The sequence below is a fragment of the Coriobacteriia bacterium genome, assembly GCA_003149935.1.
Classification (GTDB): domain Bacteria; phylum Actinomycetota; class Coriobacteriia; order Coriobacteriales; family QAMH01; genus QAMH01.
On record QAMH01000004.1, the window covers coordinates 110,094 to 134,206 of the forward strand.

Annotated in this window: 1 protein-coding gene (only partly in view); it reads left to right on the forward strand. The window is 62.0% G+C overall.

From position 1 onward, the window contains the following. On the forward strand, positions 1-24,113 hold the 5' portion of the coding sequence (locus DBY20_01155; GenBank protein PWL79860.1) for a hypothetical protein. The gene runs 18,991 nt beyond the window's last position; 24,113 of the gene's 43,104 nt are visible here — the first part of the coding sequence; its start codon is at positions 1-3; its stop codon lies off the right edge, out of view.

The window sequence follows — 24,113 nt, forward strand, 5'->3', positions numbered from 1 at the left end:
ATGATCCAAAGCAACGAAAATATCTTTCGCGGTGCACGTGCGTTACGCGCGCGTGCGCGCGTTATATATATGGTCGTTGCAGCGATCTTCCTCAGTCTCACCATTTCGGCAATTTCCGCCACGGTTTTCACCCCCGCCGCTTTTGCAGACGATACGCTCCTGGTTGCCCAAAGCGCCACGAGCGATGACGCTGTAAACGCTGGCGCGGATGATTCCGCCGGCACTCCTGTTGACCAGGCGATTTCTGGCGCGGAAGGTGGAGATTTCTCGACTCCGCTCACTGCGTTCGCTTCGCTCGAAATGACAGGAGAGGGTGCCACTGCTCCTGCCGAAATGGCAGGAGAGGGCGCTGTTGCCGAGAATGGCGCGGAAGACTTCTCCGAAGATGCTTCTGACCAGCAGATTTCTGGCGCGGAAGGTGGAGATTTCTCGACTGCGCTCGAAATGACAGAGGGGGAGACGGCCGACGAAGATTCCGCCGCCACGGAGAACGTCGAGAATCCCACCCCCGAAGAAACCACTACCGTTGAGGAGGAGACCACTCCCGACCAGGTCGACGTGCCTGGCATCGAGGAGCCCGAGGAAGGAGATTTCTCGACTTCGCTCGAAATGACAGATGGGATCTACGGTCCGGTGCGTTATCTGGCCGCTGCGTCTGCGCCGGTCATCGCGCCTGCTGCGGGCACCAATACGTTCTCGGATAACGCAAACATCACCTGGGAGTACAAGAATCATGTGCTGACGATCACTGCCGGTGGCAGTGACAAGCAGCTCACGACTTCCCTGACGGGTTCCAACCTGCCCTGGCTCACCTCGACCACGAGTGCGGTCAGCCGTGCCGACATCCATAGTATTAAGTTCGTGGCCAACGGCTCGGGTGGCAAGGTCACCCCGTTGGACCTCACGAGCTGGTTTGCCGATTACACGGCGCTCACCACCATCGACGTGACCAATCTGGATGTCTCCAAGGCCGTGAGCTTTGACAAGATGTTCCAGAACGCGAAGGTGCTCACCACCATCACGGGTATGGGAGGCTGGAAGACCGACAGCGGCATCTCGTTCCAGGACATGTTTGCCAATGTCGAGAAGCTCGAGTCGCTCGACCTCTCGGGAGTCTATACTGCGACAGGTTCCGGCAGCAATGTTGCTGACGGTACCGAGAAGAATAGACTCGATATGTTGGCCGGCATGAAGTCCTTGCGCACCATCACGCTGCATCCTGACACTGCGCTGACCGATACGGGTATCGAGCGCATCTCCTCGCGCAATGACGACCTTGGCTACTGGATGGCCACGCGCGTCGTTCAGGGCGAGATCAACGTTTGGCAGGGCAAGCCCTCCGAGCTGATCCAGCGCTGGGGCACCAACGGTGCGGCGGACAACGGACTCAAGGCGAACTTCACCCTCAACTTCTTCCCCGAGGGTTACTTCACTAGTAATAGTGCAATCAAGTGGACCTACAACTGGAATCGCAAGACGCTCGAGATCGAACTTGATCCGAGCATCGCCCATACGGACTTCGCCGTCACCGAGACCGCCAGCCAGCTGCCCTGGCTGCGTGCCGTTCCGAGCGAGCTCATCAACATCGTCACCTTCCACGAGACGATCGACGGCACTAATACGTATAAGACGGTTGCCCCCGCATCGATTGCGAACTGGTTTGCCGACTACGTCAACCTGAGCGTCTTCAGGGGTTCTGGTCTCGATGTCAGCAACGTCACGGACTTTGGCGGCCTGTTCAAGGGCTGCATCAATATCGCGAACATCGACATGACGGGTTGGGTCATGGGTGCATCGGCCAACATTTCCGAGATGCTCGGGGACTGCCGTTCGCTCAAGACCATCACCGTTTCGGACACCACGCGCATTGCCGGCGCCGGCCTGCTCGACATCTCGTCGATGAACAAGGCCAATGGCATCTGGGAGCGCTACGACGACAAGGGCAAGGTCAAGGATCCTTGGTTTGGCACGACCGACAACCTCGAGCGTCGTTACAACGGCACCATCCTGGGCGCTGCCCACGGCGATGCCACCTACCGCTTCAACACCATCCTGCGCGGCGGTCGCTTTGACAACGACAACACCTGGTGGAAGTTCGACAACGTCAACAACATCCTGTCCATCGGCGCTGACGATGATGAGGATGGCGAGACCCTGGGCAAGCTCATCAGCGAGACCGCCAGCGCCAACGGCACCCGCTACATGCCGTGGCTCGAGCAGGTCGATGGCCAGCCCATCGTCACCATTCGCAACGTGGAGCAGATCAAGACCTATAACGGTGCCCAGCCCGCTGACATGTCCTACTGGTTCAAGGACTTCGTGAAGCTCTTCGACTTTGATGGCACCGGCCTGGACACGAGCCAGTGCGTCGGGTTCACGGGCCTGTTCATGAACGATGTCAATCTTGGTGGCATCAACAACGGCGTCCTCGACATCAGCTCCTTTGACATGAGCCACAGCATGAGCGCCAATCGCGCTGACATGTTCAAGGGTGTCAACAAGTTGCTTAATATCAAGTTGGGTCCCAAGGTGCAGCTCATCGGTTCCGGTCTGGACAAGCTCGACCTCCATGACCAGACGAGTGGCACCTGGGTGCGCAAGGGCTCCGATACCGACTACTGGATCGGCACCTCCGCCAGCTTGCTGAACCGCTACGGCAATGCCGCCTCCGAGGGAGCCGCCCTGGGCGAGGCTGCCCTCTACTTCTGGGATGTCACGTTGCTGCGCAACGTCTTCCAGTCCAACGGCAACATCTGGTGGGAGTACGACTCTGATGCCGCAACGCTGCGCATCGGTGCCACCAACCCGAGTGGCAACGTCACCATCACCGAGCGTCCCGATCCCGTCAACGTGCAGAACGACCAGCCTTGGCTGCTCGTCATTGGCAAGGCTGCTGGCAGCGGTGAGCCCGCCCGCGCTCTGGGCCGCTCCTCGATTCGCTACATCGTCTTCGAGGACAAGCTCCACATGCTGTATCCGGCCGACTGGTTCAAGGACTATGTCAATCTCGAGAACCTGCGCTTTGCCAAGGGCATGGACTTCACGGGTGCCACGAGCCTCGCGAACTTCTGCGCCAACTGCACGGCGATGCACACCATCTCGGGTATGGGCAACTTCACTAATACTACGGGGATCACCTCCGTGGCCCATATGTTCGATGGCACGAGGTTTGCCACGCTGGCTGGCGTAGACGTCTTCGACACTTCCAACGTGACGGACTTCAGCTACTTCCTCGCCAACAACACGGTGCTGCGCACCTTCGACAAGGCTGCGGCTTGGAACACCTCCAAGGGCACCAACTTCAGCTACTTCTTCTACAACAACCGCTCCCTGTCCACGCTCGACATCTCCGGTTGGGACATGAGCAAGGCGACGACCGCGAGCTCGCGCGAGAACTTCCTCGCAGGTCTCAACTCGCTCGAGATGCTGTTCCTGGGCGACAAGATTATCCTGACCGATTCCGGTCTGGGTGACGCCACGCTCGCCCCGGACCGCGCCCAGGATAAGGGCAGCTTCCAGGCCAGCACCTTTGATCCCTCGACGGCCACCAACGCCAGCGTGACTCACAAGTGGCTCGGCCCCTCGGCCGATCTCGAGCGTCGCTACCCGGTGACCAGCCGCAATTACGGAAGCAACTTCCTCTACGAGTGGAGGGCCCGCAACTACTCTGGTCGCTTTAGTGACGTCAACGGCGGAGACATGGCCTGGTGGAAGTACGATGCCGTTACGGGCATGCTGACCGTTGGCACCGACACCACCAACCCCATCCAGCTCGCGCTTGACCCGACCGAGGCCGAGGCTGCCTGGATCCCCGTCATCGATGCCATCTACGAGGCCGAGAACCAGTACGATGGCCTGGCCAACGTCAAGTCCTTCGTCGCCGAGGCCCTCAACGGCAATCCGACCATCCGCCTGTCGGCTTGGAGTCTCGCGAACCTCTTCGCCACCCATTACACCGGGCTCACGAGCTTCAACGGCGCGGGCCTGGCAACGGACCTCGTGATCAGCCTCGCCTCCATGTTCGAGGGCTGCGACTCGCTCGTCAGCTTCACCGGCGTGGAGAACTGGGACACGGGCAAGGTCACCACCGTAAACGCCATGTTCAAGGACACCAAGAGTGCCATCGAGATCGAGGGCACCCAGAACTGGAACACCTCGGCGGTCACCGACTTCTCCTCGATGTTCGAGAACGCCATCGGTGTCGAGAGCATCCTCAACATCGGTACCTGGGACGTCTCGGCGGGCACGACCTTCGAGAACATGTTCAACGGCGCCACGAGCCTCAAGTACCTCAACATCGCCTTTACCCCGGCTGCCGGTGGCCACATGAGCGTCACGGCCAACCGCAACGGCATGCTCGCCAACGCACCGGCCATCCTCGAGCTCACGGTCGGCAACAACTCCTACCTGGCCGACACGGGCATCGATGACAACCACAAGTCGTCGCGTGGCTCCTGGGAGCGTCGCGACGAGTCGTTCACCATCGTATGGTTTGGCACGACGAAGAACCTTATGGTGCGCTATCCGGTGTCTGACCCGGCAAGTGACCTGGGCGTCGTCAAGTACACCTGGGAAGAGGGCACGCTGCGTGGTCGCTTCACTAACGAGAACGCCTGGTGGCAGTTCACCTACACCGACGACGAGAAGACCCATGGCGACCTCATAATCGGTCTCATCGACACGAGCACGGGCGCCGACCACGTCATCACCGAGACGGCCGCCGAGCTTCCCTGGGCCGACGCCTTCGGCGACAACAGGGTCTCGGCCGTCACGATGCAAAACGGCGTCACCTTCGTGGGCGACAACCTCGCGGGATGGTTCGAGAACTACACCGCGCTCGAGCACTTCGATGGCACCAGCATGAACGTCAGCGGCGCCACGAGTCTCGCCAATCTCTTCAAGGGCGATGACAAGCTCATCGTCGTCGAGGGCCTCTCCAACTGGAGCGTCCACAACGTACTCAGCTATGACTCGATGTTCGAGGGTTGCGCATCGGTCACCTCCATCGACGTCCACGGCTGGGAGATGAACGTCAACGCCACGCGCGTCAACATGTTCAAGGGCCTCGACTCCATCATCTCGCTGTACCTTGGCCAGTACATCAGCCTCGAGGGCACCGCGCTGTTCGATTCCGACACGCGCAACGCCACCATGGGTTCCTGGATGCGCGCCACCAAGGACGCGGATGCTGTGCTCTACGCCGATGACCCCTGGTTTGGCAGCTCCGATGACCTCGTACGCCGTTACGAGAACCCTGCCGGCAACGACCATGGCTGGAAGAACACCGACACTTACGGTGCCTACTACTACTGGCAGACCGGCGTGTTCCGCGGCCGCTTTGGCGAGAACGACAACGCCTGGTGGTCCTATGACCGCGGTACGCTGACCTTTGGCATGGACCTGCCCGAGGTATGGTCGAGCGAGAACACCGTCGAGCCCGTCGTGACCGACCGCTCCATCTACGAGGCCGACACCATCGACCCCGAGACCGGCAAGGTCGTCAAGGGCGAGCAGAGCTCGCAGCTGCCCTGGGAGAAGGCCTCGAGCGTTGACGGCCTGTTCAACGCCTGGACCGACGTGGTCTCCGTCACGGCACAAACCACCGAGTACAACGGTGTCACCTACAAGATCAACCCGCGCAACCTCTCCTTCTGGTTCAAGGATTACAAGGGTCTCAAGAGCTTTGACGGCGTCAACATCAACATGAAGTCCGATGAGCAGTCCCTCGAGTCGCTGTTCGAGGGCTGCACGAGCCTCGCCGTCCTCAACTTCTCCGGTTGGGAATGGGATGGCGACATGGAGCGCACCAACATGCTCGCCAACCTGCCGGCGCTCTCCAGCCTCACCATCAAGCGCGTCGTGCTCGAGGGCACGGGCCTGGGCCTCGACGTGAACGGCAAGGAGCTTGCCGCCCGCGCCGCCAACGTGGGCCGCTGGGTCATGGACAACAACATCGTCCATGACGTGCCGTGGTTTGGTCCCACCGCCAAGCTCGTGAGCCGCTATGACGTGATCCTGTCCGTCGCCATCGACGACGAGCACATGTACACCTGGGACTCCAAGTACGCCGGTAGCCGCGTGGACAACAACCCCAACGCCTGGTGGATCTTCTCGCTGGTCGATGACGAGGAGAACGACGTCAAGAAGGGCACGCTCATCATGGGGTCGGATGCCAGCGAGGACCGCGACATCAACAAGTCCGGTACGGCTACCTTGGTGGACGGCAAGATGGAGTACAGCGGCTCCACCCTGCAGTGGGCGCTGTCGCCGGGCACCACGGTCGTCAAGACCGGCACCCTCGACAACATCGTCGAGATCACCGAGGACCTGATTGCCGGCATCCCCAACATTGCGGCTGTCAAGCATGTCAGCACCTTCTCGACCCTGGTTCCGCAGGACACGATGCTCGGCTGGTTCTCCAACATGGTCAACCTCGAGAGCTTTGACGGCACCTTCCTGGACGTCTCCCACGTCACCAACTTCAACGGCCTGTTTGCCGGCTGCAAGAAGCTTGCCTACGTCAAGATCGGCAACTGGATCATGCATGATGCCGGCCGCGATGCCGATGTCACCGACATGTTCCGCGACTGCCAGTCGCTCTACAAGCTCACCGTGGGCAAGGGCGTCGTGCTCTCGCAGGCTTCCGGCCTCAGCGAGACGCTGACGAATCGCGAGCCCGACAAGGGCACCTGGATCTACAACCTGTGGTTTGGCTCCTCGAGCGACCTGGCCGACGACTACACCAACGCTGGTATCTCGAGCGCGGCCGACGCCCTCTACACCAGCGGCTCGGTCGTCTCGACCGAGATCACCTACACCTGGGACGAGGGCAACCTGGGTGGCCGCTTCCCGAGCAACCCCAACGTCTGGTGGCGCTACACGGGTGTCGTGCGCGACGGCATGGTCGGCCTGCGTGTGGGTCTGCTGCGTATCGGCAGTGACTCCGAGGACAACAACGCCATCACCGAAACCTCCGTGCAGCTGCCCTGGCGCAAGCTGCTCAAGAACGTCAACACCATCACCGAGGTGCGCACTGCCGCCGACGGTAGCTATCCTGTCTCGGTCAAGGACCTCTCCGGTTGGTTTGGCACCTATCTGGCCGCCGACAACTCGACCCGTGCCCATACGGGCCTGGATACCTTCAAGGGCGAGGGCTTCATCCTGGACAAGCCTGGTAACGAGTGCATCAGCCTCGAGGGCATGTTCGACGGCGCGACCAAGCTTTCCAAGGCCACGGGCATGGAGCACTGGAAGACCTCGACCGTGCGCAGCTACGTGCGCATGTTCTACGCCTGCCAGGTGCTCTACGACCTGGACATCCAGGATTGGGATATGACCACGGCCCACATCCAGGACACGCCCACCACTCAGGACATGTTCCACGGCATGGGATCGTTCCACATGGGCCTTGCCAGTTTGACGCTCGGCCCCAACGCCGTGCTTGAGGGCACCAACCTTGCCATGCTGCTGCCCAACCAGCAGGAGGGTCGCACCTTCCACAACAACGGTGACGGCGTGTGGGTCATGGGTGATGCCCTCAACTCCGATGCCATCACCGGCGATACCGACACGCCGTGGTGGGATACGACGGCTGCTCTCGTGGAGCGCTACAAGCTCGACAAGACCGCCCAGCGCACAGCCGCCTCCATCGCCACGAAGACGACGCCCGCAACCGTTGCTCCGCCGGCTGACCTCATCCACAAGTACACGTGGACCCCGGGCATGCTCGGTGGTAACTTCCCGAGCAACGCCAACGTCTGGTGGAAGATCGATCATGACACGCGCGACCTCACCATCGGCTTGCACAACAAGGACCTTTGCAACGTGGTGACCGAGTACAACCATTTTGCTGACGGCGATGTTGTCGCAGGTTACGAGCAGTACATGACTCCGTGGGCAAAGATTGGCGCGACCATTGCAAGTTTCAAGGTCGATACGAAGAACGGCAAGGTCGCCCCGACTACTCTCGAAGGCTGGTTTGACGAGGATTACGTCTTCCGTAACGGTGGCATTGCCGGTAGCTTGGGTAATCCCGCCTGGAATGCAAATAACAGGCTCGATGAGTGGCAGCGCTATATCAGTTCCGAGTGGATTAACCTCGACTGGGAGTCGACGGCGAACGGCTACAAGCCCTCTGACGGCTACAACGAAGTCAACTCCTTCTACCATAATTGGACGAATTGGACCTATTCGTTCGATCCGCAGTGGTACAAGGACAAGTACGATAGCAATGGCAATAGGTATACGAGCTACATCGCTGAGAAGATCTTCACGCCCGTATACCTCGAAGCTGGCGAGACCTACTACATGTCTCTCGATTACATGACGAGGAATGAGCCGGATTCTTATTGGGGTTGGTATTGGGGTTATCCCGATTACAGCTTCGAGCTCTACGACACTCTCAGTCCGCGCCAGAGCACGCACCGCTATAAGGGTATCCACGTCTCCTTGCCGCGTAATCACGATTATCTTACGCATGGTTATGTCACGTTCACGGTTGACAAGACTGGCACCTACTACGTCGGCTTCGATGCCTCGGGCTTCTCGGATAACTATGGTCATCTGACTGGCTGGCTTGCCAAGGATCTTGCCGTGTCTCGCTACACGAAGTTCACCTATTTCGACGGCTCGGGCTTGGATACGACCAATACCACGTCCACGGAGCGTCTGTTCAACAACGCCGTGTTCCTGCGTGACATCATCGGCATCGATGATTGGGACACCACGCGCGTCACCACCATGCAGTCCACCTTCCGCAACACCAAGGCTCTCACGACGCTCGATTCCATCAAGGAATGGAACGTCTCCAACGTCGTCAACTTCAGCCGCATGTTCGAGGGCATGCAGTCCATGGACGCCACCCTCAACCTCGACTGGGTCACCATCTCGGCCGAGGACCTGAGCTACATGTTCCTCAATAACACCTTCGTCCCCAACACCAACTACCTCAAGCTGTGGGATGTTTCCAAGGTCACCAACTACACGGGCATGTTCAAGAACGCCACGGCGCTCGAGGACGCGGCCGCCATCTCCGACTGGCGTCTGGGCATCGACGTCACGAGCGACCTCACCGAGATGTTCATGAACACGCCGGCGCTTGCTGCCATCGACACGCGTGGTTGGAACCTGGGTAGCCCCACCATCATCGACCGCATGCTCTGCAACGCCACGGCCCTGCGCTCCATGGCCTTTGGCGTCACCACCTCGCTCAAGGGTGCTTACCTGGGTCTTGACGAGAACGGCAAGCAGTTCCCCTCGCGCAACGCCCGCGCCGGTGGCTGGATACGCCTCAATGCCTCCAAGGACTGGTTCGGCTCCACGGCCGACGTCGTGGCCCTGTACCCGACGCTCAACTGGGGCGACACGGTCGAGGGCCCCTACACCTACATCTGGACCGACGAGCAGACCGGCGGCAACTCCTTCCCCAGCAACGAGTATGCCTGGTGGAAGTACATGAAGGACTCCAAGACCCTCATCATCGGCATCGACGAGGAGAAGGCCAATAACCCCGACTTCGTCAACTACCACACCTGGGTCACCGAGACCTTCGAGGAGCTGCCCTGGTTCGTTTCCGAGGATGGCACCGAGAACCTCATCTACACGCCCGAGGAGATCGAGAACGTGCAGTTCGTCTCCAACGTGCACGTCATCAACCCCTCGCGCTGGTTTGCCGGCTACGTGAACCTGCATTCGGCCGACCTCTCCGGCATGCGCATCGATCTGGCTGGTGACATCTCCGGTCTGTTCGATGGCGACGTCAAGCTCCAGAGCGTCATCGGCTTGGATGATTGGTACAACGAGATCGGCGCCGCCACGGATGCCGCCATCGACGAGGCCAACAAGACGCTGCCTTCCGACAAGCAGCTCGTGAAGGACGACACGATCATCACGTCCTTCGAGAACCTCTTCAAGGACAATACGCTGCTGCGCGAGCTCGAGACACTCGAGAACTGGGATGTCTCCACGGTCACCAACATGGCCGGCATGTTCTGGGGCGCCGCCACGCTCAATGACATCTCGCAGCTCAACAACTGGACGACCGCGCAGGTCACGACCATGGAGAACATGTTCCGCGGCATGCTCAAGCTGCGCAAGGTCGATGCCGTCGTCAACTGGGACACCTCGTCGTGCGCCAACTTCGACGGCATGTTCCAGGACTGCAAGACCGTCGTTTCGGTGGACCTCACGAGCCCCAACTGGACCACGGATGCGGCCATCTTCCCCAACGGCGATGGCACCAACCGTCTGCAGGCCATTGACATGCTCGCGGGCATGGATGCCCTCAAGTTCCTCTACGTGAAGCCCACGACCATCCTCACGGGCACGGGCCTGGAAAAGTCCGACACGCACGAGGGCCGCGATGGCCGCTGGACCCTGCAGACCATCAACGGCTACGTGCCGTGGTGGGGTAGCGCCACCGACCTCGTGGAGCGCTATCCGATGGAGTACAACACCGAGCTCGACCCGTTTGGCGGCCCCGACGGCATGAACCTCACCTATCGCTTCGAGTTTGGCAAGCCGGGTGGCCGCTTCGAGAGCAACAAGTTTGGCTGGTGGTACTTCGACAACGACCCCGAGTCCGAGACCTACAAGACGCTCTTCATCGGCGTGGACACCGAGTGGGTGCAGGTCACGGTCACCAAGGACGGCTCCGGCAACAAGAGCTTCAGCTACGCGAAGGTGCCCGTCGACAACTTCGTCGTGACCGAGACCGCCGACTACTTGCCGTGGCTCACGCCGGCATCCGGCGCCATCGAGCTCACGCCCGAGGCGGCCCGTCCGCTCATCGAGCATGTCTCCTTCAACAATAACGGCATCACGCCGACGGACATCTCGCGCTGGTTTGCCGGCCTGACCAACCTCATCGACGCCGATTTGGCTGGTGTCGAGATGAGCCAGACGCGCTCCATCGCAAGCCTCTTCGAGGGCGATGCTAAGCTCGAGACGCTCAACACGGGCAACAAGGGCCAGCGCTGGACCGCCATGTCCAATGTCACGACTGCCGCCAACATGTTCAAGGGCTGCGCGATGCTCGGTGCCGTCACGGGCATGGAGTATTGGGACATGAACAAGGTTCTCAACTTCTCGTCCATGTTCCAGGGTTGCACCGTGTTGCCCAACCGCATGATCGAGCAGGCGGGCAAATGGCAGCTCAACACCGATACCGCCACCACTGTCAGCATGGCGAACATGTTCCAGGGCTGTGCCACCATCACCACGCTCGACGGTTTGCTCGACTGGAACACGAGCCGCGTCAACACCTTTGCCTACATGTTCGAGAACTGCGCCTCGCTGCTCTACGCCAACGGCGTGCGCAATTGGACCACCGACATCTGCATGGATTACACGGCCATGTTCCAGGGCGATCGCGCCCTCAAGGAGTTCAACGCCAAGAACTGGGTCGTGGACCGTGGCTGCGCCTACGAGAACACCTTCTACCTGTGCATGGCCCTCAACCGCTGCGTGCTGGGCGAGGGCTGGTCCACCATCAAGGAGCCGACCCGCGTCGATCCGTTCCAGAATATCGTCAACGTCACGCTCGATCCCGGTCAGTCCTACAGCTGGAAGTTCACCGCCCCGCAGTGGGCCGACGGCTTCTACGTCGAAATCTTCAACTACATCTTCGACAGCCACTATCCGAGCTGCCCGGCTACTCACGGCTACATCTACGGTGCCGAGAAAGAGGGCATGCCCCTGACGATGTTCTGGACCGACTACAGGCATGGTTCCACGAGCGCTCTTATCGATGGCCGCTTCTGCCAGATCGATATCGTCGTGCCCGGTGGCTGCGCTGCTAAGTCCTACATCAACTTCCAGGTGCACTACGTCTATCCCGAGAAGATGATTTGGGAGTGCGAGGAGGACCACTGGACCGGCACTTGGGATAACATCAACGAGGGCTTTGACAAGTACCAGGCAACCATGGCCGGCACCTACGTATGGGGCGACTTCAAGGCCGGTGCGCGCTTTGACTCAAACGACCGTGCCTGGTGGACCCTCGAGATTCGCGACGACAGCTACGAGCTCGTCATTAGCCTCGACGAGGGCGACAGCACCCGCGGCAAGGTCAACACCGACCCGGCCAAGGGCCTGACCGTCACCGAGACCCGCTTCTACGTGGACGAGGCGCTCAAGTCCCAGCTCGGCTGGTCGCCTTGCAGCCGTTTCAAGGACTACGCGCGCTACGTCAAGATCGTCAACACATATAACGGTGTCAACGTGCTGTATCCCAACAGCTGGTTCGAGAACAACGTCAAGCTCGAGAGCTTCGACGGCTCGGGCCTGACCGTGGGCGATGCCACGGATATGAACCGCATGTTCAATAACGACGGCAAGCTCTCGAGCTTCACGGGTGTCGAGAACTGGGATGTCTCGCACGTTCTCGACTTCAGCTACATGTTCAACATGTGCGCCTCGCTCGGGGACATCAGCCCGCTTGTCGGCTGGCATCTCAATACCGATACGGGTAATACCATCAACATGACCCACATGTTCTATGGCACGCGCATCGTGGACCTCAACCCGCTGGCCGCGCCGCAGCCCGGCCAACCCACTGGTTGGGACATGTCGCACGTCCTGGACACGAGCTACATGTTTGCCGAGAACAAGTTCCTCGTGGACCAGACGCCCATCGCCCATTGGGACATGTCCACCAACGTCAACTTCAGCTACATGTTCGCCAACGACAGCGCCCTTGCCACGATGGACCTTTCGCGCTGGCAGATGCGTCGTGTCGTGAGCACGAGCCCGTACTATGCCGTCAACCTCGACAACATGCTCGTCGGGCTTTCGAGCCTCGGCCAGCTCACGGTGGGCGAGTCGTCCCTGCTGCAGGGCACGGCGTTCAACAATAGCCTGTCCAATCACGGCCCAACAGACGGCATGTGGCAACTCACGTCTACGCGCGACGGCATCGAGGATGGCCTGCTCTTTGCCGACGGACGTAGCCCCTGGTTTGGCGACACCTCCAAGCTCGCCGCACGCTACACCAACGACCCCTATTCGGCCGACGCGCTCGTCTTCAAGTGGGTTCCCAAGCAGCTGGGCGGCCGCTTTGACAGCAATCCGTACGCCTGGTGGCGCTACGACAAGGACCCGGAGTCGGATACCTACGGCACGCTCACCCTGGGCGTGGACGACCACGACAGCACCACCAAGTACGTGGCTGCCGATGACGACACGACCGTTTACGGCAAGAACGTGACCGAGCTTTCCGGCACCGTCGATGGCATCGAGTACGTCCTTCCCTGGTTGCAGGTCACCGACGACGAAGCCACCATCACCGACACCTCGCTTCCCACCACCCCCAATCTCGTCACCAAGACGATCATGGCCGTGACCGACGTCAAGAACGTCGTCAGCTTCAACGGTCTACTCATCGACAATCCCGCCAACTGGTTTGCCGGCTACTCCGCCATGGAGAGCTTCGACGGCACCCAGATGGACGTCATCAACGCCACGGACATCTCCCACATGCTGCAGGGGACGAGCTCGCTCACCTCGCTCACGGGCAACTGGAACGTCTCCAACGTGACCGACATGTCCTACTTCCTGAATGGCGCGAGCTCGCTCGAGTCGATCGCGGCGCTCACCAACTGGGACGTGACCAAGGTCACCACCATGGCCCACAGCTTCGACGGCATGAAGAGCCTGCCCAATCTCGACGAGATCGGCTCCTGGCAGATCAACAGCCTCGAGGACGCCTCCTACGCCTTTGCCAACACGGGCATCACCAACCAGCTCGCCACCATGCACTGGCCCATTCTGGGCACCATGAACCTCACGGGCATGTTCGCCGGCAGCCATGAGCTCGCCACCGTGGACATCTCCTACTGGGATACGACCAACTGCACCGTGACCGACATGTTCAAGGAGCTGCGCAGCCTCGGTGCCGACACCGGCTACCTCAAGGTCTCCGGCTTCAACACCCTGATGGGCACGAGCCTTGACGGCATCTCGACGCGTCTTGCCAACCAGGGCATGTGGGTGCGCCAGGAGACCACGCCCATCGAGTGGTTCGGCAACGGCAACTCGCTCATCAAGCTGTATCCGGCCACGGGCAAGGGCGTCAACGAGGACACCAACGTCTTCACCTACAGCTGGGATCCGACCCGTCTGGGTGGCCGCTTCGAGAGCAACCCGTACGTCTGGTGGATCTTCTATCCCAACGCCCTGGGCGATCATGCGGCCAAGACCCTGACCATCGGCTCCGATCCCGGTTGCCCGAGCACCGAGGTGACCGAGACCAACACCGGTACCACCGACGAAGCCGGCAACGTGACCAATCTGCTGCCCTGGCTCGTCTACAACGAGCACATCGACGGCCCCATCGTGCCCAAGGGCAATGTCGTGCACTTCATCGCCGAGAGCGACGTCACGCCGGTGGACGCCGCGGGCCTTGCGGCCGAGAGTCGTGGCAAGAGCTTCGAAGGCTGGTTCAGCGGCTACAGCGTGCTCAAGGACTTCGATGGCAAGGGCCTCGTGATCGGCAACCCCATCACGTCCTTCAAGGACCTGTGGAACGGGGACTCGAGCCTCACCAGCATCAGGAACATCTCGCACTGGGATGTCTCCAACATCACCAACATGGCCAACCTGCTCAAGGACAACAGCTCGCTCGAGACCTACGGCGAGTTTGGCACCTGGGCTGCTGGTCTGGGCACGGGCAAGCTCGTCAACATCTCCGGCTTGCTCTACAACAACGACAAGCTTACCAACGACGACCTGGCCTACTTCGGCGGCTGGGACGTCACGGGTGTCACCGACATGAGCTACCTGCTCTACGACGCCGACGCCATCACGACGCTCGTCAACCTCGAGAACTGGCGCGCGAGCAGCCTGCAGACCATCAACTACGCTTTCGCCGAGATGGAAGAGCTCACGACGCTCGATGGCCTGGCGGATTGGGCACCGGGTCGTGGCGGCGCCGTCTCGCTGTTCACCATGGCCCACATGCTCGAGAACGACCTCAAGCTCTCCGACGTGACGGCCATTACCGGTTCTGCGGCTGGCGGATCGTTCTGGGATGTCTCCAACGTCACGGACTTCAGCGCGCTCTTCAAGAACATGGGCCGCAACGTCTGGGCCCAGAAGGTCACCAAGCTCGACCTGTCGCGTTGGGACATGCGCAGCATGACCCATCGCTCGGTGCTGCCGACCGTTACCGACATGATGCTCCTGGGCACCATCACCGCCGAGGACATGGACTTCTCGAACTTCGTCGAGCTCACGCTCGGACCCAACGTCATCCTGGAGGGTACCGGCCTTGACAAGAGCGGTTGCCAGGCCGGCGACTACGGCGTGTGGGTCAAGAACGATACGAGCATCGGCAGCGGCGTGCCCGTGGGCAACACCGGCGACCTGGTGCGCATGTATCCGGCCTCCACCTCGGCGACCGGTCCTGTCGACGTCACCGTCTACACCTGGGACACCACGCACCTGGGCGGCACCTTCGACTCCAATCACAACATCTGGTGGACCTATGCCAAGGAGAACTTCTCCAACGGCGAGAAGACCGGCACCATTACGCTGGGCGCCATCGACCGCTCCAAGCCCCTCTACACCTTCGAGGTGGCCGCGGACGTGCCCTGGAAGCGCCTGCAGGAGACCGTGAGCGCCTTCACCGTCAACGACGTGAACGGCAAGGTCGCTCCCGTCAGCCTGGCCGAATGGTTTGCCGAGTACCCGGCGCTCGAGGACTTTGACGGAAGCAAGCTCGACGTCAAGGACGTCAACAGCTTCTACCGCATGTTCTACAAGACGCCGTCCCTGCTCACCTTCAGCGGCACCGAGAACTGGAACACGAGCAGCGCAGCCACCTTCGAGGGCATGTTCCAGGAATCTCCGCAGGTCATCGAGATCCACATGGAGAGCTGGGCCATGCGCTACAACCATGCCAAGGTCACGACCCTGCAGCCCGACGGCTCCACGAGGACCGAGTACACCTGGGTCGTGCCGAAGCTCACCAACATGTTCCTGGGCACCGAGCACCTGCGCGTGCTGGGCCTGGGCGAGAGCTCCGTGCTCGAGGGCAGCGGCATGACCGACATCGTGGCCGTGGGCCCGACGCGTCGCGGCTTCTGGTACCAGGACACCGACGATGTGGACGCACCGGGCGTCAACAAGTACCTGACAACCGAGCTTGCCAACCACTACCGCGCCGGGCTCACCGACATTCCCGGCACCCACGTGTACTACTGGGTGTACAACTCCGCGTTCAAGAACGAGAACGTCTGGTGGCGCTACGACAACAAGACCTACACGCTGGTCATGGGCGTCTACGACCCGCTGGGCAATTGCGTGGTCGAGGAGTTTGGCGATGACCTGCCCTGGAAGGGTTCCATCGACACCGAGGCCTCCAACCGCGTCGAGAACGTCGTGACCTACAACGAAAACGGCGGTCGCATCGCGCCCAAGTCCCTCGAGGGCTGGTTCGATAACTACAAGAGCCTCATCACCTTTGACGGCACGGGTCTGCGCGTCGATGACACGGGCAGCTTCGAGCGTCTGTTCAAGGGCGACGACAAGCTCGAGACCGTCGACATCTCCAACTGGGTCATGGTCACCGGCCCGCGCTTTGCGCAGGCAAGCGACGCTACGCTCACCACGCTCGATCCGAGCGTCACCGACATGTTCACCGGCGCCTCCTCCATCCGCGAGCTCTCGACGCGTTACACCGTCAAACTCGACGGCAGTGGCCTGAACCGCAAGGACGGCATGTGGGCCACGGGCAACTTCACCGACAACCACACGCCGGACGACACCTTGTGGTTCCTCACCTCCGAGCGCCTGCGCAAGAACTATCCGAGCGCCACCATCGAAGAGGCGAGCAACGCCAAGACTGGCTCCATCCGCTTCAACGAGCACGTGGTGTACTACTTCGTCAAGGGCTCCGGCAACATGCTGCATGACAACCAGGACGCTGCCTGGGCCGTGGTGCTCGAGGACACCGTTGTGGGCAACACGACGCTGCACGCCAACGAGATGTACATCGGCGTGCGCCCCGAGGCCGAGAACAAGGAGATCAGCGGCATGCGCTGGCGCCCGTGGGGTCCCTACACCGAGAAGGTCACCGACATCAAGACCTACGGCCTGCTGTCGCCCGACTACATGTACGACTGGTTCAACAACTCGCGCTATGCCTACACGCAGCCCCTCGAAGAGGGCGTGTACCTCATCCATGCCGAGAATCCCCAGTACAACGGCTATCTGTACTATGCCTTTGAGTCGGGCCATAGCTACGGTGGTGGCTATTGGGAATATTGGTATGGTGGCTTGGGCAGCCGCAACCAGGGCTGGTACATCAAGTACATGGGTACCGACCCGACCTATGGCCACTACTACGAGATGCGCTACGGCAGCTCCACGGGCAACAGCATCACCGACGTCGGCCGTGTCGGCGGTTACGTGTACATCCGCAACTACTACAGCGGCGATCGCGGCACCTGGAACGGCGTCACCATCAGTCCCGTCAATAACCCCGGCCTCATCCTCGACCGTGCGGGCGGAGGCAATCGACTCCAGTGGATCAATGACCCTCGTGGCTACGGTGGCTGGGCTCGCTTCTGGAGCGGCGGCGGCTACTTCACCGGCAGCTACAGGCCGCAATCGCAGGGCGGCGGTATCACTGGTCAGTGGTATGCCACTTCCTGGGGCATCGAGCGCCCGTACGACCCGTTCCCCAACCTCACGACCTTTGATGGCACGGGTCTGGACGTCTCGCGCGTCAACAGCTTCGAGCATCTCTTCCGCGATTGTCCCAAGCTCGAGAGCGTTGACTTCTCCAACTGGGAGATGAAGCTCGACGCCAAGACCGACCGCATGCTCAAGACCAACCCGAAGCTCAGCGAGATCAGGCTCGGCAACAAGTGCCTGCTCACCGAGTCGGCGCTTGACGCCCACTACGACGCCATGGGCCGTTGGGAGACCTGCGATCCGGACGCCCTCCTCTTCGACGGCAAGTGGTGGGGCACCACGCAGGACCTCATCAACCGCTACTCCAACGAGCACAACACCCACGGCTACCGCATCTACCAGTGGAACGACGGGGCGTTGGGTAGCCGCATCGGCAGCAACGACCGCGTCTGGTGGTACTACACCGAGGACGGCTTCAGCCCCGAGGGCGTGCACAAGCCCAAGGTGAATCCCAACTCGCTCGTCATCGGCGTCGATGATGGCTACCTGGACGCTGCCCTCAACGTCACCGTGAGCGGTTTTGACCAGGTGCCCTGGTACAAGTTCCTCAAGGGCGGCATCATCGAGCACATCTACTCGTTTGCCGGTGACAAGGGCAAGATCACGCCCACCACCCTGAACGAGTGGTTCTATAACAAGGACGGCCTCTACGAGAACAACGTCACCTTTGACGGCAGCGGCTTCAACACCGCCCTGGTCAAGGACTTCACCAACGTCATGCGCGGTCAGGATTGGCTTGCGGCCGTGAACTTCTGCGGTTGGGACTTTGCCGATGACGCCAAGATCGACAACGCGCTCACCGACACCGTGCGCCTCAAGGAGCTCACCGTCAACGACGACTCCTCGCTGCGCGTGCTCTCGACCCTGCCCGACCATGGTGCCGGCCGCTGGATCGCGATGTCGGTCGAGACCGTCCCGACCGACAAGAACCCGGCCTACGTGGGCCAGTTCCTCAACAACACCGAGATCCAGGCCTACTACCCGGCCGGCGGCAACGACCATGGCCTGGTCACCTGGGAGTGGAAGAACGGCACGCTGCTCTACTTCGAGAAGAACGTTGGCGACAACTCGGTCACCGGCGACCTCGAGACCATCTTCCTCGAGCGCGGCCTGACCTACACGCTGCCCACCCGTGACAGCGATCCGACCTGGCATCGTGCCGGCTACAACCTTATGTACTGGAACACCAAGGCCGACGGCACGGGCGACGAGTGGCAGCTCGGCAGCGAGTACCTCGCCGAGTACGCCGAGTCCATCACCTTCTGGGCGCAGTGGTACCGCGATGCCTACGTGACCATGACCTACGTGCTCGACACGGGCGAGGGCAACTACCCGCTCGGCCCGGATGCGGCCATCTCGACCGGCCGTGCCCACAGCGCCGGTGCCGACCTCATTGGCAGCGACCGTCTCATCTGGGACGGCACGGCCGAGAACGCCGTCGAGGAGGGTGTCACCATCCAGGCTCCGTTCGTGCGCCCGGGCTACGAGCTGTCCGGCTGGGTGTACTACACGCGCCAGACCATCGAGGGCGAGGAAGGCGAGGAGCCGCAGGTCATCACCACCGAGCACAAGGTCGCCTTTGGCGACACGCTGCGCCTCTTTGACGCCAACGCCGGCGCTCCCGGCAACACCGAGATTGTCTTCTACGCCTGCTGGACGCCGCTCACCGGCTACAACCTCATCTACGACCCCGCGGGCGGCTCCTACACGCCGGCTCCGCGCGAGGTGGGCTACGAGGACAAGAACCTCATGCCGACGGACGCCGACCAGATGACCAAGCATGGCTACCGCCTGGCTGGCTGGTACGCCACTCGCCTGGTCAACGGCGTGGAGGAGAAGATCATCCTCGACGACCAGGGCAACTACCTGATCACCGCCGAGACCATGTTCCGCACCATCGCCGCTTCCGCCGACACCTCGGTGGTCACGACGTTGCACGCCGAGTGGGTCGTGGGTAACGTCGACCTCGTCTTCGACACCGACGGCAACGGCTACAACGGCCTGGGCGGCGTGGGTACGAGCCCGTCGATCACCCAGACGGTGCCCGGTAACGACACCACCAAGCACAACTTCGTCCAGACCAACCCCATCAGCGACGGCCACTACCACTTCTCGCACTGGACCGTGGACTTCGACCCGACCTGGCGCTGGGACGACTCGCTGCTTCCCATCGACGAGATCACCCGCATCGCCTTCAACGCGCTGGGCGACGGCCTGTGGGTCGACGCCACCTTCACGGCGCACTTCGAGCCCAATGAGTACGAGATCGTCTTTGCCGGTGGCCAGGGCAAGCACGGCGAGGTCGCCGTGGGCGCCCGCCCCGACGAGCATGCCGCCTTCGGCACGGCGTTCGAGGCTCCCGCCGGCACCGACTTCACGCTGCCGGGCTACATCTTCGTGGGCTGGCTCACCGACGAGCAGGTTCCGCGCGTGCTCAAGGCCGGTACCGCCTACAAGGACCTCACGAGCGCCAACGACGTCATCACGCTGACCGCCCAGTGGCAGGCCCAGACCTCCACCTTCACCTACATCGCCCAGACTGGCGGCACCGTCTCGACGCCCGAGTCCACCAACAACCAGCCGAGCCTCACGCTCACCTTCGACCGCGTGTCCCCGACGATCACCACCGTCATCGCCCGCCCGAAGCCCGGCTACGCCTTCCTCGAGTGGCGCGACACCGTCACCGGCGACCCGATTGTCGCGGGTAACGGCGTCACCATCACCATGAACTCCGATGGCAGCTGCAGCCTGTCCATGGTGCTGCCCACCGGCACGCTGTGGCCCGCAAACGCGAGCTTCACCGCCGCCTTCAAGGCCGCCACCTACACCATCCACTACGAGATGCCCAACGACGGCTCCGTTGGCACGGTGCCCGCCGACCAGACCAAGACCACCGGCATCAAGCTGCGCCTCACCTCGCTCACGGCCGACACCGTCGATCCCACGCTGCAGCGCGAGGGCTACATCTTCGACGGCTGGAAGACGGTCGTGGGCAACAAGACCTACACCTTTGCCGATGGCGCCCTGCTCGACTTCGATCTCTCCACCGTCCAGGACGCCGTGGTCACCCTGACCCCGGTCTGGAAGGCCACCAACTACACCGTCGTGTTCTTCCGCGGTGCCGACACGGCCGTCGGATCCATGGAGAGCCAGGTCTTCACCTACGGCGTCAAGCAGCAGCTGCGCGACAACGCCTTCCAGCGCAACGGCTACACCTTTGCCGGCTGGGCCACGCGCATCAACGGCGAGCCGCTGTGGACGGACTGCATCGAGGCCGATAGCCACGGCAAGATGCACTACTACCTGACCACCGCCGGCAAGGAGGGTCAGCGCATCGTCGTCTACGCCCTCTGGAACGTCATCACCGAGTACGAGGTGAGCTTCGAGGTCGACGGCATCGACGTCGACAACGTGACGCTGCATGACGCCGACCCGGTCATGGTGCCCATCAACGGCTTCGCGCCGGCCAACCCGACCTGGACCAAGAACCCGGATGCCAAGGGCTCCTACGAGCTGGCCTACTGGTCCTACATCACCTACCACGAGGTCACGGGCCCCGAGGTCGGCATCACCCAGGACATCACCAAGATCGCCATCACCGGCCGCACGATCTTCACCGCGCACTTCGACAAGGACGCCTTCACGGTGCGCTACGACCCGGGTAGCCATGGCGGCTACATCGAGACCAAGGACCAGACCTTCTTCACCGGTCTCACCATCAACTCCGACATGCCGTTGTTCGCCAACACCGGCAGCGCCGGCACGAGCCAGAGCCCCGACTTCTTCGACACCGCGACGTCCAACTACGTCAACGTCGGCAAGCCCAAGGGCGAGATGGGCTGGATCTTCCTCGGCTGGGCCTGGGTGGATGGCGACGGCCTCGGGTGGCAGGACTACTCCGACGCGCCCATCACCATCGACGGCCTGGTCTACAACCGCGCCGAGAAGCCCACCAAGGTCACCTTCCGCACCACCTTCGTGGCCCAGTGGACCCCGACCGAGACCATCGTGCGCTTCCAGCCCAACAAGGGCTCCATCGCCCCGGGTCATGAGACCGAGATGGCCAACAAGACGCTCTACGTGGGCGACACCGTCGTGCTGCCCGCGGCCAACGCGGTCTTCCGCGATGGCTACGTCTTCGAGGGCTGGTCCATGGAGGAGAACGGCGACGCCACCTTGCAGCCTGGCGACAAGGTCACCGTCGTCGGCAGCCCCGGCGGCATGAACATCTGGGCCATCTGGTCCAAGCTCTCCTACACGCTGCACTACGACAGCCAGGGCGGCAGCTCCGTTGCCGACCTCACGGGCGTGGCCTGGGATGGCAAGAACCTCGTCAACGTCGCCGACCCGACGCGTCCCGGCTACACCTTTGCCGGCTGGTACTCCAGCCCCGACACCACCATCCAGGAGGGCCTGGCCAAGGTCGATAACGACATCCCGTTCAGCGTCATCGCCAAGGCAAACGGCAAGGACGCCACCGAGGCCCTGGCCACGGGTGCCTACCTCTACGCCAAGTGGCTCCAGGTCGAGGTCATGATCAGCTACAAGCCGGTCATCATCGACCCGGCGACCGGCGAGTTCGTCGAGACCACGGGCGGCATGACGACGCCGATGGTCAACTCCGTGGGCGCCGACTTCGACATCCCCAAGGGTGCTTCGGCCTACGCCAACCCCGGCTACAAGTTCCTGCGTTGGCAGAGCGTCGACGGCAGCCAGGTCTCCACCGACCCGCTGGCCTTCATCCCCACCAAGAAGCATGGCGAGCTGTGGGGTGACGAGCTGCATGCCGTCTACTACGCGGTCTTCGCGCCCATCACCTACACGATCACCTTCAACACCAACGGCGGCATCGGCGTCATGGACGCGATCAGCGCCCAGTTCGGCGAGACCAAGAAGCTTCCCGCCAACAACGGCCAGATCGCCCGCATGGGCTATGACTTCATCGGTTGGAACACCCGCGCCGACGGTTCGGGCATGATGATCGATGACGAGGGCGAGGTCCGTAACCTCTCCAACCTCGACAACGCCATGGTGCGCCTGTACGCGATGTGGGTCGGCAAGGACTTCAAGCTCACCCTCAACGCCAACCATGGCACGCCCAACACGACCCTGGGCCAGGAGTTCGACGAGAACGGCAACATCTCCTATATGATCAAGGCCGGCACCTCCACGCGCCTGCCCGACGCCCGCACCTTCACGCGCCAGGGCTACGTCATGGACGGCTGGGCACGCACGCCGGATGGCGAGCTGGCCTACACGCCCGGCTCCCTGTACTGGATGGCCGGCGGCGAGACCACGCTCTACGTCCACTGGGCACCCAACACCTACACCATCCGCTTCGCCCCCGACTTCGTGGATGCCACGGGCGTCATGGACGACGTGAAGGCCCCGATGGGCAAGAGCGTGTCCCTGCCCGCCAACACCTTCGAGCGCGGCGGCTACGACTTCCTGCGTTGGCGCTACACCTACGAGGGCGAGACCTTCTACTTCAACAACATGGAGGCCGTCAAGGACCTCGTGCCGACCGACGGCGCCGTGGCGATGCTCTTTGCCGAGTGGACGCCCAAGCTCAACACCGTCGTCTTCGAGAACGGCGATAGCGGCGTCATCAGCGGCGTGGCCAACCCGCAGCAGGTGCTCACGGGCTCCAAGCCCTCCATGAAGAACCTGAGCGTCGAGGGCCTGCCCGGCTACGTCCTGCTCGGCTGGGATTACGAGATGCGCGTCGAGGGTGCCAAGGCGCTCACCGGCCACATCACCGACCCGTCCGATCTCGTCATCCTTGGCCCCACGACCTTCACGGCCGTGTGGTCCAAGCCAATCGTCGTCAGCTACCTGCCGGGCGAGCACGGTCTGTTCACTCCCTACGAGCAGGGCAAGACCACCTTCTCCAACCTGCCCGTCACGGCGACTCCCGACTCCTACCGCATCGCGCTGGACGCCGACATGGTCTCCATCGCCACGGGCAATCCGCTGGGCGACGGCGACTGGGTCTTTGCCGGCTGGCGTCGCGCGGCCCTGGACAAGGACGGCAAGCCCACCGGCCAGGTCTTCGACTACCTGGTCAAGGACATCAACCCCGGTGATCCCTTCCCGTTCCCCGGTTTCAGGGTCGAGGAGTCCTCGGTCACCTTCACCGCACTGTGGACCCGCAACATCAAGATCACCTACCAGCTCGGCACTGACGACGAGGGCAACGAGCTCGGCATCGAGAACTGGGCCAATCCCAACTACGGCGGCGAGAACCGCGTCGGCAGCGGTGCCCCCGTCATCCTCTCCGTCGAGTCCGGCAACACCATCGAGCTGGCCAACGGCGACGACCTGTTCCGTCCGGGCTGGCGCTTCGAGGGTTGGGCCCTGAGCCCCGAGAAGGCCGAGCTTGCCCTCATCGCCTACCTGGGTGTCAACGACGACGGCAC